The sequence below is a fragment of the Variovorax sp. PBS-H4 genome, assembly GCF_901827205.1.
GTDB lineage: Bacteria > Pseudomonadota > Gammaproteobacteria > Burkholderiales > Burkholderiaceae_C > Variovorax.
On sequence record NZ_LR594675.1, the window covers coordinates 1,575,166 to 1,590,960 of the forward strand.

The following is a 15,795-nucleotide window of genomic DNA, read 5'->3' on the forward strand; positions in this document are numbered from 1 at the left end:
ACCGCACTAGACTACCTGCCATCAGGAGCCCCCATGACCGTTACCCCCCAGGCGCTCGCCGAAGCGCTCAAGAGCGTCCTCGATCCCAATACGGGCAAGGACTTCGTCAGCACCAAGTCGCTGAAGAACCTGCAGATCCACGAGGGCGATGTGTCCTTCGACATCGAGCTCGGCTACCCCGCCAGAAGCCAGGTCCCGGCGTTGCGCAAGGCGTTGGTCGCCGCTGCGAAGACCGTGCCGGGCGTCGAGAACGTCTCGGCCAACATCGCGACCAAGGTGATCAGCCACGCGGTGCAGCGTGGCGTGCAGCTGATGCCCAATGTCAAGAACATCATCGCCGTGGCCTCGGGCAAGGGCGGGGTGGGCAAGAGCACCACCGCCGCCAACCTCGCGCTCGCCTTGGCGGCCGAGGGGGCGAGCGTCGGCCTGCTCGATGCGGACATCTACGGTCCCAGCCAGCCGATGATGCTGGGGATTTCGCGCCGGCCCGAAAGCGAGGACGGCAAGACCATGGAGCCGCTGGAGAACCACGGCGTGCAGGTGATGTCGATCGGCTTCCTGGTCGACCAGGACGAGGCCATGATCTGGCGCGGTCCCATGGCCACGCAGGCGCTGGAGCAGCTTCTGCGCCAGACCAACTGGAAAGACCTCGACTACCTGATCGTCGACATGCCGCCCGGCACCGGCGACATCCAGCTCACGCTGTCGCAGCGCGTGCCGATGACCGGCGCGGTGATCGTCACCACGCCGCAGGACATCGCGCTGCTCGACGCCCGGAAAGGCATCAAGATGTTCGAGAAGGTGGGCGTGCCGATCCTCGGCATTGTCGAGAACATGGCGGTGCATGTGTGCTCCAACTGTGGCCACGTCGAGCACATCTTCGGCGCGGAGGGCGGCAAGAAGATGGCCGAGCAATACGACATGGCCTACCTGGGCGCACTGCCGCTCGACATCAACATCCGCCTCCAGGCCGACAGCGGCAAGCCGACCGTGGTGGCCGACCCCGATGGCGAGGTGGCGGGCATCTACAAGGCCGTCGCGCGCCGGGTTGCGGTGGGCATCGCCGAGAAGGCCAAGGATTTCTCGGCCAAGTTCCCCACCATCACGGTCAGCAAGAACACCTGAAGGATGAAGCTCTCCCCCAGGTTGGCCCACTTCGTGTGGCCGCCCTGCGTGCTGCGGCCAGAGGCCTTGCCCTTCAGGCCGTCCAAGCCTGCGCAGGCAGGCTTGGAGCCGCGGCCTTCAGCCCCCTCACCGGGGGCAACACCAGCGGCCCGGCAAAGCCGGTTCCGCGGTGTTCCTGGCATGAATTCAACTCGCGCCGCTGCTCGCGCTTGAGTCGATGAATCTTCTGGCCTCGATGCGCTACCTCGTCGCGCTGAGCGAGCACCGCCATTTCGGCCGCGCCGCACAGGCCTGCTACATCACCCAGCCGGCGCTGTCGAACGCACTGCGCGCGCTCGAATCGGAGTTCGGCGTAGTGATCGTCAAGCGTGGGCGCACCTATGCCGGCCTCACGCACGAGGGCGAAGCGGTGCTGGCCGCGGCGCACCGCATGCTGCACGAGAACGAGGTGCTGCAGCAGCTGCTCAAGAGCGAGGAGGCGCATCCGCGGGGCGGCCTGCGCATGGCTGCCGTACCGACCGCCATCCCCATGCTCGCGCGCTTCGCGGCACGGCTGCAGGCGCGGCATCCGGGCATCGCGCCGACCGTGCTGTCGATGAGCTCGCTGGAGCTCGAGACCGGGCTGGAGAACCTGTCGCTGGACATCGCGCTCGGCTATACCGAGCGCATGCACCTGCGCGAGGTCAAGCTCACCGCCTGGCCGCAGAGCATCGAACATTACTTTCTGCTGCGCCGCGGCAAGGAAGCCGGTGGCGCGGCGCTTCGCATCGGCGCTTCCATCGGCTGGGCCGAGGCGGCGCGCCTGCCGCTGTGCCTGCTCACGCCCGAGATGCACAACCGCGCGATCGTCGACCAGGCCTTTGCAGCGGCGGGCGCCAAGGTCGCGCCGGCGATCGAGACCAATTCGGTGCTGACCCTCGCGCTCAGCGTGATGGCAGGCGAGGTCTGCGCGGTGCTGCCCGGTGCCATGGTGGATGCGGTGCGCGGCCATGGCGCCCTGGAGGCGCTGCCGCTGGTGGCGCCGGAGGTGCGCACGCCGATCGGCTTCATGACCCAGACGGCGGTGCGGCCCTCGCGCGCACTCGAGGCGGCGCTGGCGATGCTGCAGGAGCCCGCCTGGCGCGCGGAAGTGGCGGCGCACAGCGGCTCGCTGGGCGCTTCCTCGCAAGCGTCCTGACCGCGGCTGGACAAGCCCGTGCCCTAGACCAGCGACTTCGCGTTGTCGAGCACGTACTCGCAGGCCCGGGTCTTGATCTTGCCGCCCACACTCTTCAGATTGAGGGACTTGCCGTCGCTGCCCTGCAGCAGGCCCTTGCTTCCGTTGGCGAACCCGGTCTGCTGTGTCTTGTTGCCGGCGATCATGCCCAGCAGCTTGTCCTTGACACCGCCCGCTGCGTCGTTGCTCAGGTAGTTGTTCTTGACGCAATACTGGATCACGCCAGCCGCATTGCCGATGCTGCTTGCGCCGATGGCGGGCATGGAGATGCCCAGGCCCTTGGCAAGCGCTGCACCCGCGGCCCCGGTCGTTCCGGCATTGCCGGCGGTGCTCGATTCGGTCCCTGCTTGTCCGCCGCCCATTTTGTCCTTGAGCGCATCGAGCATCTGGTTCTGGGCAAAGCTCGCCTGTGCGAGGGCCAGCAGCGCGGCAGCGGCCGCTATCGATGGAACGTGCATGATCGTCTCCTGCGGAGCTGATGCCCCATCCTGGTCAGGATAGCGCGAAAGGCAGCGCGCCGCGCCGCACTGCCGGCGCTTTCATTTCCAAATTGAATCAGTCGATGTGTGGATTCAATTTGCCAAGTGCCGCGAGGCGCTCCACAGTCCAATCGCGGCATTCCGCCGTCGACAGCCCCGGCAAATGACCCACCCAGGCACCCAGAACGAGATTCAGGCGATCCCCCTCGCCACCCCCGATCAATTGCGCGAGCGCATTCGCCGCAAGAGCAAGCTCAAGGGTCGCCAGCCCGAGGCCGACGCACTGCAGGAGGTGCGCGAACTCATCGGCCCGAAGCCTGATGGCGGCTGGCGGCGCGACCTGCTGATCGAGCACCTTCACCGGCTCAACGACGCGTGCCTCGGCTTGCGCGACCGACACCTGGTGGCGCTGGCCTCGCTCACGAACATTCCGATGGCCGAGGTCTACGAAGTCGCGACCTTCTACCACCACTTCGAGATTCTGCGTGGCGATGAGCAGGCCCCCGGCCTCACCGTGCGCGTGTGCGACGGCCTGGCCTGCGAGCTGGCCGGTGCACAGGATCTGCTCACGCGCCTGCCCGCGCTGCTGGGTGCCGCGGGTCGCGAGGACGTGCGCGTGATCTCCGCGCCCTGCATCGGCCGTTGCGAGCAGGCCCCTGCGGCGGCCGTTCATCAGCGCGCCCTGGCGATGGCGACCCCCGACGAGATCCTGCGGGCGCTGGAATCGCCGCCGCCGCCTGCGCGCGAGACTGGGCATTTCGTGCCCGCAACCTTCGCCGGAAAAAGCGTGACGCCGTCGCTCGATGCGGTGCAGACACTGCCGCCCTTCACCGACTACGCCACCTACCGCGCCAACGGCGGCTACGCGCTGGCGGCGGCCCTGGTCAACGGCGAGCAGGAGGCCGAAGCCGTGATCCAGGCCATGGAAGACTCCGGCCTGCGCGGCCTCGGCGGCGCGGGCTTTCCGGCCGGGCGCAAGTGGCGCATCGTGCGCGAGCAGCCGGCGCCGCGGCTGATGGCGGTCAACATCGACGAGGGCGAGCCCGGCACCTTCAAGGACCGCGTCTACCTGGAGCGCGATCCGCACCGTTTCCTCGAGGGCTTGCTGATCGCGGCGCAGGTGGTGGGCACCGAGGCTTGCTACGTCTACCTGCGCGACGAATACCACGACTGCCGCGCGCTGCTCCAAGCCGAGCTGGCCAGGCTCCAGGCCGATCCGCCCTGCGAGCTGCCGCGCATCGAGCTCAGGCGCGGCGCCGGTGCCTACATCTGCGGCGAGGAGTCCGCGATGATCGAGAGCATCGAAGGCAAGCGCGGAGAGCCCCGCATGCGCCCGCCCTACATCGCGCAGGTCGGCCTGTTCGGCCGCCCGACGCTGGAGCACAACTTCGAGACCCTCTACTGGGTGCGCGACATCGTCGAACGGGGCCCGGACTGGTTCAGCGGCTTCGGCCGCCACGGACGCAAGGGGCTGCGCAGCTTCAGCGTCAGCGGGCGGGTGAAGCAGCCCGGCGTCAAGCTGGCGCCCGCAGGCATCACGGTGCAGGAGCTGATCGACGAGTACTGCGGCGGCATGCTCGACGGCCACCAGCTCTACGCCTACCTGCCCGGCGGCGCCTCGGGCGGCATCCTGCCCGCCCGAATGAACGACATCCCGCTGGACTTCGACACCCTGCAGCCCTACGGTTGCTTCATCGGCTCCGCCGCGGTGATGGTGCTGAGCCAGCACGACAAGGCGCGCGACGCGGCACGCAACGTGATGCGCTTCTTCGAGCATGAGAGCTGCGGGCAATGCACGCCCTGCCGCGTTGGAACGGCCAAGGCCGCGGCGCTCATGGAGGCGCCGGTGTGGGACCAGGCCACGCTGGAGGACCTGGCGCAGGTCATGGGCGATGCATCGATCTGCGGGCTGGGGCAGGCGGCGCCCAATCCGATCCGCTGCATCCAGAAGTACTTTCCGCAGGAGATCGAATGAACGCGCCCGCCAAGCTGAACGAACTGATGCCGCAGACGGTCGAGTTCACGCTCGACGGGCGAGCTGTCCAGGCCTTCGAGGGCGAGAGCATCCTGCAGGCCGCGCAGCGGCATGGGGTGGAGATACCGCGGCTTTGCTACAAGGAGGGGTTGCGGCCCGATGGCAATTGCCGCTCCTGCGTGGTCGAGGTGAAGGGAGAGCGCGTGCTGGCGCCGAGCTGCTGCCGCAATGTGACCTCGGGGATGGAGGTGCAGGCGGCGAGCGAGCGGGCGTTGAAGAGCCAGCGGATGGTGGTGGAGATGCTGCTGTCGGATATGCCGGATGAAGGGTACAAGTGGAACGATGGGGGCGTGGCGGAGGGCAAACCGGTCGGCCAGCACGGCGAGCTCAGCCAGTGGGCTCAATGCCTCGGCGTCGAAGTCCGCCCGGCCCTCAAGGCCCTGCGCCGGGACCAGCCGGCTCCCGACATATCCCACCCCGCCATGGCCGTCAACCTCGACGCCTGCATCCAATGCAACCGCTGCGTGCGTGCCTGCCGCGAGGAGCAGGTCAACGACGTCATCGGCTACGCCCTGCGCGGGGCCGGCTCGAAGATCGTCTTCGACCTCGACGACCCGATGGGCGACAGCACCTGCGTGGCCTGCGGCGAATGCGTGCAGGCCTGCCCCACCGGCGCCCTGATGCCCAAGAGCCACATCGGCTCGCAGCAGGTCGACCGCAAGGTCGACTCGGTCTGCCCCTTCTGCGGTGTGGGCTGCCTGATCACCTACAACGTCAAGGACGAGAAGATCGTCAGCGTCGACGGCCGCGACGGCCCGGCCAACCATGGCCGGCTCTGCGTCAAGGGCCGCTTCGGCTTCGACTACGCGCACCATCCTCAGCGCCTCACCAAGCCCTTGATCCGCAAGCCCGGCGTGCCCAAGGGCTTCGGCGACGCGCCGCGCCCCGGCGACTGGCAGGACGCCTTCCGCGAGGCCAGCTGGGAAGAGGCGCTCGAACTCGCGGCCGGCAAGCTCAAGGACTTGCGCGATACGCACGGCAACAAGGCCCTGGCCGGCTTCGGGTCCGCCAAGGGCAGCAACGAGGAGGCCTACCTGTTCCAGAAGCTGGTGCGCACCGGCTTTGGCAGCAACAACGTCGACCACTGCACGCGCCTGTGCCATGCCTCCAGCGTGGCGGCCCTGCTCGAAGGCGTGGGCTCGGGCGCGGTGAGCAACCAGGTCAACGACGTGGAGCATGCGGAGCTGATCTTCGTCATCGGTTCCAACCCGACCGCCAATCATCCGGTTGCTGCGACGTGGATGAAGAACGCCGCCAAGCGCGGAGCGAAGATCGTGCTGGCAGACCCGCGCGTCACCGACATCGGCCGGCACGCCTGGCGCACCCTGCAGTTCAAGGCCGACGCCGACGTTGCCATGCTCAACGCCCTGATCCACGTCGTGATCGACGAGGGCCTGGTCGACGAGGCCTTCGTGCGCGACCGCGCCAGCAACTTCGAGGCGCTGCGCGAGAACGTCAAGGGCTACAGCCCCGAGGCCATGGCGCCGATCTGCGGCATTCCGGCCGAGACGCTGCGCGAAGTGGCGAGGGCCTTCGCCACAGCCAAAGGTGCGATGGTGCTGTGGGGCATGGGCATCAGCCAGCACGTGCACGGCACCGACAACGCGCGCTGCCTGATCGCGCTGGTGACCGTCACCGGCCAGATCGGCAAGCCCGGCTCGGGCCTGCATCCGCTGCGCGGCCAGAACAACGTGCAGGGCGCGAGCGACGCCGGGCTGATCCCGATGATGTTCCCCAACTACCAGCGCGTCGACGACGCCGGCGTGCATGCGTGGTTCGAGAACTTCTGGGGCGTGCCGCTGGACGAGAAGCCCGGCTACACGGTGGTCGAGATCATGCACAAGGCGTTGGCGCCCGAGAGCGATCCGCACAAGATCCGCGGCATGTACATCATGGGCGAGAACCCCGCGATGAGCGACCCGGACCTCAACCATGCGCGCCATGCGCTCGCGAGCCTGGAGCACCTGGTGGTGCAGGACATCTTCATGACCGAGACCGCCTGGCTGGCCGACGTGGTGCTGCCCGCCAGCGCCTGGCCCGAGAAGATCGGCACCGTGAGCAATACAGACCGCATGGTGCAGCTGGGCAAGCGGGCGTTGAATCCGCCGGGCGACGCAAAGCCCGACCTCTGGATCATTCAGCAGATCGCAAAACGGATGGGCCTGTCCTGGAACTACGAAGGCGAGGAATGCGGCGTCGCGGCCGTCTACGATGAAATGCGCCAGGCCATGCACGCCGCCATCAGCGGCATCAGCTGGGACCGGCTGCAGCGCGAGTCCAGCGTGACCTACCCCTGCCTGAGCGCCGACGATCCGGGCCAGCCGACCGTCTTCATCGACAGCTTCCCGACCGCGGACGGCCGCGTGAAGCTGGTGCCGGCCGACATCATCCCGGCCGACGAGCGGCCCGATGCGCAGTACCCCTTCGTGCTGATCACCGGCCGCCAGCTGGAGCACTGGCACACCGGCAGCATGACGCGGCGCGCGGCGGTGCTCGACGCGCTGGAGCCCATGGCCACCGCCTCGATGAACCAGGGCGACCTCGATCTGCTGGGCCTGCAGGCCGGTGACGTGATCACCATCCGTTCGCGCCGGGGCGAGGTCGCGATCCACGTGCGGCGCGACGACGGCACGCCGAACGGGGCGGTCTTCGTGCCCTTTGCCTACTACGAGGCGGCGGCCAACCTGATGACCAACGCAGCCCTCGATCCGATGGGCAAGATCCCCGAGTTCAAGTACTGCGCGGTACAGGTGTTGCCGGGCGGCACGCCGATGGCGGCGGCGGGCTACGGGACGGGGGCGGTGAGCGCGGCCCACTGAGGCCGGCCGCCCGCCGGCAGCGGGTCGCAAATCTGAAGACGGCGTTCAGCTTGGCTTCACGAGGCCTGCCTACAGTCGCGGGCATGCGACGGACCCGGCCACGTGAATGCCAGTCAGCCCCGCCAGGGCCATGAGATGGAGCGCAACATCATGAGCAGCCCATCGCGCCCCGCCATGGAAGTCGCAAGCCGCGCGCCGCTCGCCGCTGTGCCGGAGCTGGAGCAGCGCGTACCCGCACCGGCACGCCGCAGCATCTCCTGCGTCATCCCCTGCTACAACGAGGGCGCCAACCTCAACGCGCTGCTGTCGAGCCTGGAGGAGACCCTGTGGGCCACGCAGCTCCATTGGGAGATCATCGTGGTCGACGACGGCAGCGCGGACGACACCGTCGCCATTGCCGAGGCATGGTGCCAGCTCTCGGGCTTCCGCTGCATCAGCCTGTCGCGCAACTTCGGCAAGGAGGCCGCGCTCACCGCCGGCCTGCAGGCCGCCTGCGGCGATGCGGTCGTGCTTCTCGACGGCGATCTGCAGCATTCGCCCGCGCTGATCGCTGAGATGGTGCGGCGCTGGCAGGAGGGCGCCGAGGTGGTCTACACCGTGCGGGAGGAGCGGACCGACGAGCATGCGTTCAAGCGCATGGGTACGCGCCTGTTCTACAAGCTGGTGAACGCCTCGCAGCGCTTCGAGCTGCCCGAGGACGCGGGCGACTTCCGCCTGATGGACCGTCGGGTGGTCGACGCCCTGCTGAGCCTGCCGGAACGCACGCGCTTCATGAAGGGCCTTTACGCGTGGGTCGGCTTCAAGGCCGTGGCGCTGCCCTACACTCCGAGCCCGAGGACGCAGGGGAAGAGCAGCTTCAGCGCCGCGCGGCTGGTCAACTTCGCGATCGACGGGCTGACATCCTTCACCACCTGGCCGCTGCGGATGGTCAGCATCACAGGGCTGCTGCTGGCGCTGCCGGCGCTGGTCTACGGCATCTACCTGATCGTCGAGCACATCCTGGTGGGCAACCCGGTGTCGGGGTGGTCCACCATCGTGGTGAGCCTCATGTTCTTCATGGGCGTCCAGATGATTTCCACCGGCATCGTCGGCGAATACGTCGCGCGCATCTTCGAAGAGGTGAAAGGGCGTCCGCTCTACGTCGTGAAGAAGGTGCTGGGCCACGGTCTGGACGCGCCGCAGCCATGAAGGCGGCGCGAGGAACCTTCGGCCCGGAGCAGGCCGGCCTGGTGCTGGCGTGCCTCTTCGCCTGGTTCGCCGCCACCGCCTGGCTGCGTCCCCTGATGTCGCCCGACGAAGGGCGCTATGCCGGCGTGGCCTTCGAGATGCTGCGCTCCGGCGACTGGATCGTGCCGCGGCTGGACGGGATGCCCTTCTTCCACAAGCCGCCGCTCTTCTACTGGATCAGCGCGGCGGCGATGGGGCTGATGGGCGCCTCCGAATGGCCGGCGCGCCTGCCCTCGCTGATCGGCGCCACGCTGGCGGCGGGGGGGCTCTTCCTATTCCTGCGCCGCTGGGCCGGCCCGGCCCGCGCAACCCTGGCCGCCGCGGTGCTCGCCACCATGCCCTTCTTCTACATCGGGGCCCAGTACGCCAACCTCGACATGCTGGTTGCGGGCTGCATCGCGGCCACGCTGCTGCTGGCGGTCCATGCGGCGTTGTCGAAGGTGCAGGGCGGGCCTTGGCGCGCGACGCTGGCCGGCGCCTTCGCCTTTGCAGCGCTCGGCGTTCTGGCCAAGGGGCTGATCGGCGTGGTGCTGCCGGGGGGAATTTTCCTGGCCTGGTGTGCGGCCATCCGCCGCCCCCGACTCGCCGGGCTGCTGGCCTGGCCGCCCGGCTGGGCGCTGCTGCTGGCGATCATGGTGCCCTGGTTCGCGGCGGTGGAGATGCGCCATCCCGGCTTCCTCGATTACTTCGTCCTCACGCAGCATGTGCGCCGCTTCGCGAGCGGGGGCTTCAACGGCGAGCACCCCTTCTGGTTCTACCTGCCGGTGATCGCGGTGCTGACGCTGCCGTGGATCGCATGGGCGGCAGCCGCGCTGCGGCCCTCGCGCGGCCCTCGTGCGCCGCTGTCCGAAGTGGACTGGCTGATGTGGATCTGGTGCGGGGTGATCGTCCTCTTCTTCTCGCTGCCACGCTCGAAGCTGGTCGGCTATGTGCTGCCGGCCCTGCCGCCGCTTGCCTACCTGATCGCAACGGCCGCCCTGGGTGCGACGCGGGCGGGCGGGCGCTGGGCCGCCGCGCCGCGCTGGACGGTTATCGCTTCGGGCGCGGTCTGCATCGCGGCTGCCGTGGGACTCGCCTTGCAGGCTGCGCCGCCCGGCAAGCGGCTGCAACTGCCGGCCGGCGAGGCGGTGGGGGCGGCGGACCAGGTGCTGATGCTGGGCGCCTACTACTACGAGCTGCCGCTCTACTGGGGCTTGCGGCAGCCGGTGCAGGTGTCGGCCGACTGGACGCCGACGGCCGTGGCCCAGCGCGACGACTGGCGCAAGGAGCTCTACGAGGCCGGCCGCTTCGACCCCGAGCGCAGCGCGGCCTTGCTGATCGACGTGCGTCGGCTCCCCGCGGCGCTGTGCGTACCGCACGCGACCTGGCTCATCGGTTCTTCCGGCGCGCCCGTGGTCCTGCCCTGGCTGGCGCAGGCGCGCCTGGTGGCGGTCGACGGTGACACCGCCGTGTGGCGCTTCGCCGGCGGCGCGACGAGCGATCCGCGCTGCCTGCAGCTGAAAGATGGCGTCTTGCCATGAGACATCCGACGTCGCGCATCACCGCACCGCCCAGCGCGGATCCCGTCCAGTGAACGCGGGCGGCGATCGCTTTCTCTGCATCTGCGCCGACGATTTCGGCATGAGCGAGGGCATCAACGCGGCCGTGCTCGATCTCGTCGCGCGGGCTGCAATCTGCGCTGCTTCCTGCATGGTCCTGCGCGGCGCATGGGCGACCGGCGCTGCGAGCCTGCGCAAGGTCGACCCGGCCGCCGCCGACCTCGGGCTTCACCTCGAGCTGAACCGCCCGCCCTCGGACTCGCCGGCGGAACCTGCGCTTGGCGGCCTGATCGCCGCCAGCTACCTAGGCCTGCTGCGTCCCGGCACGGTGCGGGCCCAGATTCGGGAACAGCTGACGCGATTCGAGGAGGGGATGGGCCGGCCGCCGGCCTTCGTGGACGGGCATCGCCACGTACACCAATTGCCCGTCGTGCGGGAGGCGCTGGTGGAAGAGGTGGCTCTTCGCTACGGCCTCGCGGCGCCCTGGATCCGCAGCACCGCTCCGCCGGCAGCAGCACGATTCTTTCCGAGAACGAAGGCCGAGGTGGTCTTCGCGCTCGGCGGCCGGCGCCTTTGCGCGCTGGCTGCCGAGCGCGCCATCGCGACCAGCGGTGCCCTGCTCGGCATCTATGGCTTCGACGGCGGCGCAGTGGCCTATCGGCATCGGCTGCTGCAATGGATCGCCATCTGCCGCAGCGGCGATGTGCTGATGTGCCACCCGTCGCTCGGTGATGCATGGGTCGCGCACGATGCAGCCCGGCGCCACGAGTACGCCGTGTTACGCACGCTGGCCTTTCCGGTGGAGACCGAGGGGGGCAGGGTCCTGCTGCGCCCGCTTTCCCGCCAACCGCCTGTCAAGTCCGAGGCCCGTGCCCAGTCCATCGAATAGTCCATCCAAGCACGTCCCCTGCCCGGCTCGAGCCGCTCGCCGCCGTGCTCGTCGTGACGCTGATGGTCGCCGCCGCCGCGCGCGAGGTCGCAGTGCGCTCGAAGCCGCGCCTGCACGGCGCCCGGGCGCTGCCCTGCTGCCTGGACCGAATCGCCCTCAACCGGCTGCGCAATAGCCGCGGCGCGGTGTCCATCCGCCGCATCGGCTATCGTCAGGCGCATGAACCCGCCCTCCGGTCCGAACATCGACGACGACATCGGCGCGCGCCCCTTGCTCGAGGTCGCGGTCGTGATGCGGCGCGAACGGCTGCACGGGCCCTCCAGCCACTGGCAGCCCTGGCGCTGGACGCTTGAGGGCGTGATACCTGACGAACCCGGCTTCGGCAGTGCGCCGCGCCTGCTGCAGCAAGACGACGAAGTGCAGCGCTGGCTGCACCCGGGCTTCAAGGTCGAATTGTTTCGCGATGACGCCGAAGGTTACGAGCTCAACGCAACGACGCCCGCGCCAGGATGGTTCGTGCTGTGGCGCCTCGAGGATGAAGCTACCGTGGCGCCCGAGCCGATCGCCCGCCCGGTGGTGGTGACGCTGAGCTACAACGAGGCCGGTCGCTGGCTCGATGCGCAGGAAAACGTGGAGCAGGTGCCGGCCCCGGCCGAGGTGGTGGAATGGCTGCGCACCTGGGTCGACGAGCACCACGTGGCCGAACCGAAGCGTCGCCAGCGGCCGCAGAGTTTCAGGCCGTTGGTGGACCGCTTCGGCAATGCGGCCAGCGTGTCGACCGAGAAGAAGCGCGGGCGCGGAGCGGGCGATGTCTGAGGGGTTCTTCGAGCGCTGGTCCCGGCGCAAGCAGCGGGTGAGGGAAGGGGAAGCGCCGGAAGAGGCGGAGAAAGCGCCTGCGGAGGCTGCGCCGGTTGCGCCGGTCGTGGAGGCTGAGGCCCCCCATCCCGACCTTCCCCCAAAGGAGGAAGGAGAAATGGCCCCGCCGACGCTTGCGGACACCGAAGCGCTCAATCCCGAATCCGACTTCAAGCCTTTCCTCGCCAGCAACGTCGCGCCCGAGGTCAAGAACGCCGCACTCAAGAAGCTGTTTGCCGATCCCCACTTCAATGTCATGGATGGGCTCGACACTTACATCGACGACTATTCCGTTTCGACGCCCGTACCCGAGAGCGTCCTGCGCCAGATGGCGAGCGCGAAGTTCATGAAGCTGTTCGATGAGCAGCCCGACAAAAACCCTGAGGCCGACGCATTGCCGGACGTGGCACAGTCGACCACCACCGACACCGTTCCCAGCCAGCCGGTTGCCGCCGATGGGCAACCGGCACGCCAAGAAGCCGATGACCACCACGCTGATCTGCGACTGCAACAAGACGATGCCGCTCGAGCCGAAGACCCTCGGCGCGGCGCTGGCTGAAACACTGCCCCTGCATTCCACGCTGTGCCGCCGCGAGGCGCCGGCCTTCCAGCGCGCCATCCAGTCCGGCGACGACGTGGTGGTGGCCTGCACGCAGGAGAAGCGCCTCTTCGGCGAGCTCGCGCAGCAAACGCCCGGCGCCGAGTCGCCCATCCGCTTCGTCAACATCCGCGAGACCGGCGGCTGGAGCCGCGATGCGGCGGGCGCCAGCCCCAAGATCGCGGCGCTGCTCGCGCAGGCCCGGCTGCCGGAGCCCGAGCCGGTCGGCGTGGTCAGCTACAAGAGCCAGGGGCGGGTGCTGGTGCTCGGCGTGCTCGACGAGGCCGAGCGGGTCTCAGCGATGCTGGCCGATACGTTGGAGGTCACCATCTTCTCGCGCGGCCCCGGCAGCGCAGGCGGTGCGCAGGAGCGCCGCTGGCCCGTCATCGCAGGCCGCATCGACGCGCTCGCCGGCTGGCTCGGCGCCTTCCAGCTGCGCTGGACGCATGACAACGCGATCGACCTCGACCTGTGCACCCGCTGCAATGCCTGCGTCGTGGCCTGCCCCGAGCAGGCGATCGGCCTGGACTACCAGATCGACGACGCGAAGTGCCGGTCGCACCGCGATTGCGAGCGCGCCTGCACGGTGGCCGGCGCGATCGACTTCGGCCGCGCGCCCGAAGCCCTCGAGGCCGGCTTCGACCTGGTGCTCGACCTGGGCGAGGCGCCGCTGATCGACTGGCATGCACCGCCGCAGGGCTACTTTCACCTGCCCGGCGGCCTGGCGAATGCGCAGGCGCCTTCGACCCTGCTGCAGCTGCGCGAGCTGGTGGGCGAGTTCGAGAAGCCGAAGTTCTTCGACTACCGGCAGAAGCTCTGCGCCCATAGCCGCAACGAGCAGGTGGGCTGCAATGCCTGCATCGAGGTCTGCTCGGCCCACGCCGTGAGCAGCGACAAGGCGCGCCAGCGCATCGTCGTGAATCCAAACCTCTGCGTCGGCTGCGGCGCCTGCACCACCGTGTGCCCGACGGGCGCGCTGGGCTACGCCTATCCGCATGCGCCCGACCAGGGAACCCGGCTGCGCACGCTGCTGTCCACGTATGCACTGGCGGGCGGGCGCGATGCGGTGGTGCTGCTGCACGGCCGCGAAGGCGGCCAGGCCTTGATCGAGCAATTGGGCCGCCAGGCGCGGCTCGGCCGCGCGCAGGGCGTGCCGGCCCCGGTGATCCCGTACGGCCTCTGGCATGCGGCAAGCACCGGCATCGACCTCTGGCTGAGTGCCATCGCCTTCGGCGCCTCGCAGGTGGCGGTTCTGACGACCGGCGAGGAAGCGCCTGCCTACGTCGATGCGCTGCGCGCGCAGATGGGCATCGCGCAGGCCGTGCTCGCGGGGCTCGGCTACGCCGGCACGCATTTCCGGCTGATCGAGGCGTCCCAGCCCGCGGTGCTGGACCAGGCGCTGGCGCAACTGTGCGAAGCGCATCCGCAACGCCCTGCAGCGCCGGCCCGCTTCGCCGTCGGTGCCGAAAAGCGCAGCACCCTCGAACTCGCACTCGACCACCTCGTCGATGCGGCGCCGGCCATGAAGACCGGCCGCGATGCGCCGCTCGCCATCGCGCTGCCCGCGGCCTCGCCCTACGGCGCCATCGAGGTCGACAAGAACAAGTGCACGATGTGCCTGGCCTGCGTGAGCGCCTGCCCGGCGAGCGCCTTGCAGGACAACCCCAACGCACCGCAGCTGCGCTTCGTCGAGAAGAACTGCGTGCAGTGCGGCCTGTGCGCCAGCACCTGCCCCGAGGATGCCGTCTCGCTCGTGCCGCGGCTGCTCGTGGCGCCAGAGCGCAGCCAGCCGGTGGTCCTCAACGAAGCGAAGCCCTGGCGCTGCATTCGCTGCGACAAGCCCTTCGGCACGCAGAAAGCCATCGAGGCCATGCTCGGGAAGCTGGCGGGCCACGCGATGTTCCAGGGCGAGGCGCTGGATCGTTTGAAGATGTGCAGCGACTGCCGGGTCATCGACCTGTACAGCGCCTCCGACGAACTCAAGATCACGCAGCTATGAGCCGATGCGCCGTTCCCATGACGACTACCGCAGCGCATCGCGCGGAGGTTTCTCGATGAGCGAGCGATTTCCTGCCACTTCCGCGCTCGACGAGGAGCTCGCGCGCGCCGAGCTCTACGGGCTGCTCGCGCGGCTCTGGTATGCGCCGCCCGACGCCGACCTGCTTGCCGCCTTCCAGGTCGCGCCCACCGAGGCGCCGGCCGCCGGCGCCTTTCTCGAGGAGCCGTGGCGCCAGCTGGTGGGCGTGGCGCGCGGCCTCGAAGCGGCGGCGGTGCGCGACGAGTACGACGCGCTCTTCGGCGGCATCGGCAAGCCGGAGATCTACCTGTTCGGCTCGCACTACCTCAGCGGTTTCCTCAATGACAAGCCGCTGGCGCGCCTGCGCGGCGACCTGGACCGGCTGGGCCTGGCACGCCAGCAAGCGGTGTCCGAGACCGAAGACCACGTCGCCTGCCTGTTCGAGGTGATGCGCTACCTGATTGCGGGCGAGGATGTTGCGGTGGCCAACCTGACGCAGCAGCAGGCCTTCTTCGCCACCCATGTGCAGCCCTGGATGCCCGCGATGTGCGATGCGGTGGCGCAGCATCCGAAGGCGCACTTCTACGTCGCCCTCGCCGCGCTGACCCGCGCCTTTGCCGAGGTCGAGGCCCAGGGCTTCGACATGCTGGACTGAGGCCGGCACAGCAGCGCGGGGGCATTCGTTGCCGACTTATTAGGGTCTGGACTAGTATCCAAAGATATGTAACTGGTTTCATATCCAGTTTTGATGAGCCACTCCTGGAGAAGATATGCAGGACAGCCAAGCCGCCGGCACCAAGCCGGCGTCACGCCGGAGCTTTTTTCTGGGCGCCGCCTCGGTCGGCGCAGCCGCAGCTGCCGTCACGGTGCTGCCCAAGGTCGTCGAGGCGCCAGCCTCCGCCGCTACACCAGCCGCCAAGCCGGCGCCCGAGAACGGCGGCGGCTACAGCCTGAGCGAACACGTCAAGCGCTACTACCAGTCCACTTCGGCCTGAGG

Annotated in this window: 13 protein-coding genes; 12 read left to right on the forward strand and 1 reads right to left on the reverse strand. The window is 69.0% G+C overall.

Annotated elements, in window-relative coordinates; genetic code table 11:
- Nucleotides 1-33 precede the first annotated feature (33 nt).
- Both apbC and E5CHR_RS07425 read left to right on the forward strand, forming a co-directional pair.
- Nucleotides 34-1,125 carry an iron-sulfur cluster carrier protein ApbC gene (gene apbC / locus E5CHR_RS07420; protein WP_162579089.1) on the forward strand — a complete coding sequence of 364 codons (1,092 nt, stop codon included), beginning with the start codon at nucleotides 34-36 and terminating at the stop codon, nucleotides 1,123-1,125.
- Nucleotides 1,126-1,342: 217 nt separating this feature from the next.
- Entirely contained in the window at nucleotides 1,343-2,302 is a 960-nt protein-coding gene (locus E5CHR_RS07425) for a LysR family transcriptional regulator (protein WP_162579090.1), read from the forward strand.
- 23 nt (nucleotides 2,303-2,325) lie between these two features.
- On the opposite strand, the gene E5CHR_RS07430 is transcribed toward E5CHR_RS07425, so the two are convergent.
- The gene (locus tag E5CHR_RS07430) at nucleotides 2,326-2,799 is read right to left on the reverse strand and encodes a DUF2501 domain-containing protein (RefSeq protein ID WP_162579091.1); all 474 of its coding nucleotides are present in this window, start codon (nucleotides 2,797-2,799) and stop codon (nucleotides 2,326-2,328) included.
- A 184-nt stretch (nucleotides 2,800-2,983) separates the two neighbouring features.
- Here E5CHR_RS07430 and E5CHR_RS07435 point away from each other — a divergent pair, with 184 nt between their 5' ends.
- The 10 genes from E5CHR_RS07435 (at nucleotide 2,984) to E5CHR_RS07480 (ending at nucleotide 15,793) form a co-directional block, all read left to right on the forward strand.
- Nucleotides 2,984-4,795 carry an NADH-ubiquinone oxidoreductase-F iron-sulfur binding region domain-containing protein gene (locus E5CHR_RS07435; RefSeq protein WP_162579092.1) on the forward strand — a complete coding sequence of 604 codons (1,812 nt, stop codon included), beginning with the start codon at nucleotides 2,984-2,986 and terminating at the stop codon, nucleotides 4,793-4,795.
- Nucleotides 4,792-7,674, forward strand: coding sequence for a formate dehydrogenase subunit alpha (gene fdhF, locus E5CHR_RS07440; protein ID WP_162579093.1), 2,883 nt, complete (start codon nucleotides 4,792-4,794; stop codon nucleotides 7,672-7,674). The genes E5CHR_RS07435 and fdhF overlap by 4 nt, the downstream gene beginning before the upstream one ends.
- 150 nt (nucleotides 7,675-7,824) lie before the next feature.
- Nucleotides 7,825-8,862 (forward strand): glycosyltransferase family 2 protein, encoded by a 1,038-nt coding sequence (locus E5CHR_RS07445; protein ID WP_232061987.1) that lies wholly within the window; start codon nucleotides 7,825-7,827, stop codon nucleotides 8,860-8,862.
- On the forward strand, nucleotides 8,859-10,421 hold the full coding sequence (locus E5CHR_RS07450; protein WP_162579094.1) for a glycosyltransferase family 39 protein: 1,563 nt from the start codon (nucleotides 8,859-8,861) through the stop codon (nucleotides 10,419-10,421). The genes E5CHR_RS07445 and E5CHR_RS07450 overlap by 4 nt, the downstream gene beginning before the upstream one ends.
- 49 nt (nucleotides 10,422-10,470) lie before the next feature.
- Nucleotides 10,471-11,328: a ChbG/HpnK family deacetylase gene (locus E5CHR_RS07455; protein ID WP_232061988.1), complete on the forward strand. Its 858-nt coding sequence runs from the start codon at nucleotides 10,471-10,473 to the stop codon at nucleotides 11,326-11,328.
- A gap of 219 nt (nucleotides 11,329-11,547) precedes the next feature.
- Nucleotides 11,548-12,144, forward strand: coding sequence for a DUF3305 domain-containing protein (locus E5CHR_RS07460; RefSeq protein ID WP_162579096.1), 597 nt, complete (start codon nucleotides 11,548-11,550; stop codon nucleotides 12,142-12,144).
- Nucleotides 12,137-12,742 carry a DUF3306 domain-containing protein gene (locus E5CHR_RS07465; protein WP_162579097.1) on the forward strand — a complete coding sequence of 202 codons (606 nt, stop codon included), beginning with the start codon at nucleotides 12,137-12,139 and terminating at the stop codon, nucleotides 12,740-12,742. Before E5CHR_RS07460 ends, E5CHR_RS07465 begins: the two co-directional genes overlap by 8 nt.
- Nucleotides 12,666-14,780: a 4Fe-4S binding protein gene (locus E5CHR_RS07470; RefSeq protein WP_232061989.1), complete on the forward strand. Its 2,115-nt coding sequence runs from the start codon at nucleotides 12,666-12,668 to the stop codon at nucleotides 14,778-14,780. The genes E5CHR_RS07465 and E5CHR_RS07470 overlap by 77 nt, the downstream gene beginning before the upstream one ends.
- Before the next feature lie 55 nt (nucleotides 14,781-14,835).
- On the forward strand, nucleotides 14,836-15,453 hold the full coding sequence (locus tag E5CHR_RS07475; protein WP_162579098.1) for a TorD/DmsD family molecular chaperone: 618 nt from the start codon (nucleotides 14,836-14,838) through the stop codon (nucleotides 15,451-15,453).
- Nucleotides 15,454-15,568: 115 nt separating this feature from the next.
- Nucleotides 15,569-15,793, forward strand: a complete 225-nt coding sequence (locus tag E5CHR_RS07480; protein WP_162579099.1) for a formate dehydrogenase — start codon at nucleotides 15,569-15,571, stop codon at nucleotides 15,791-15,793.
- Nucleotides 15,794-15,795 lie beyond the last annotated feature (2 nt).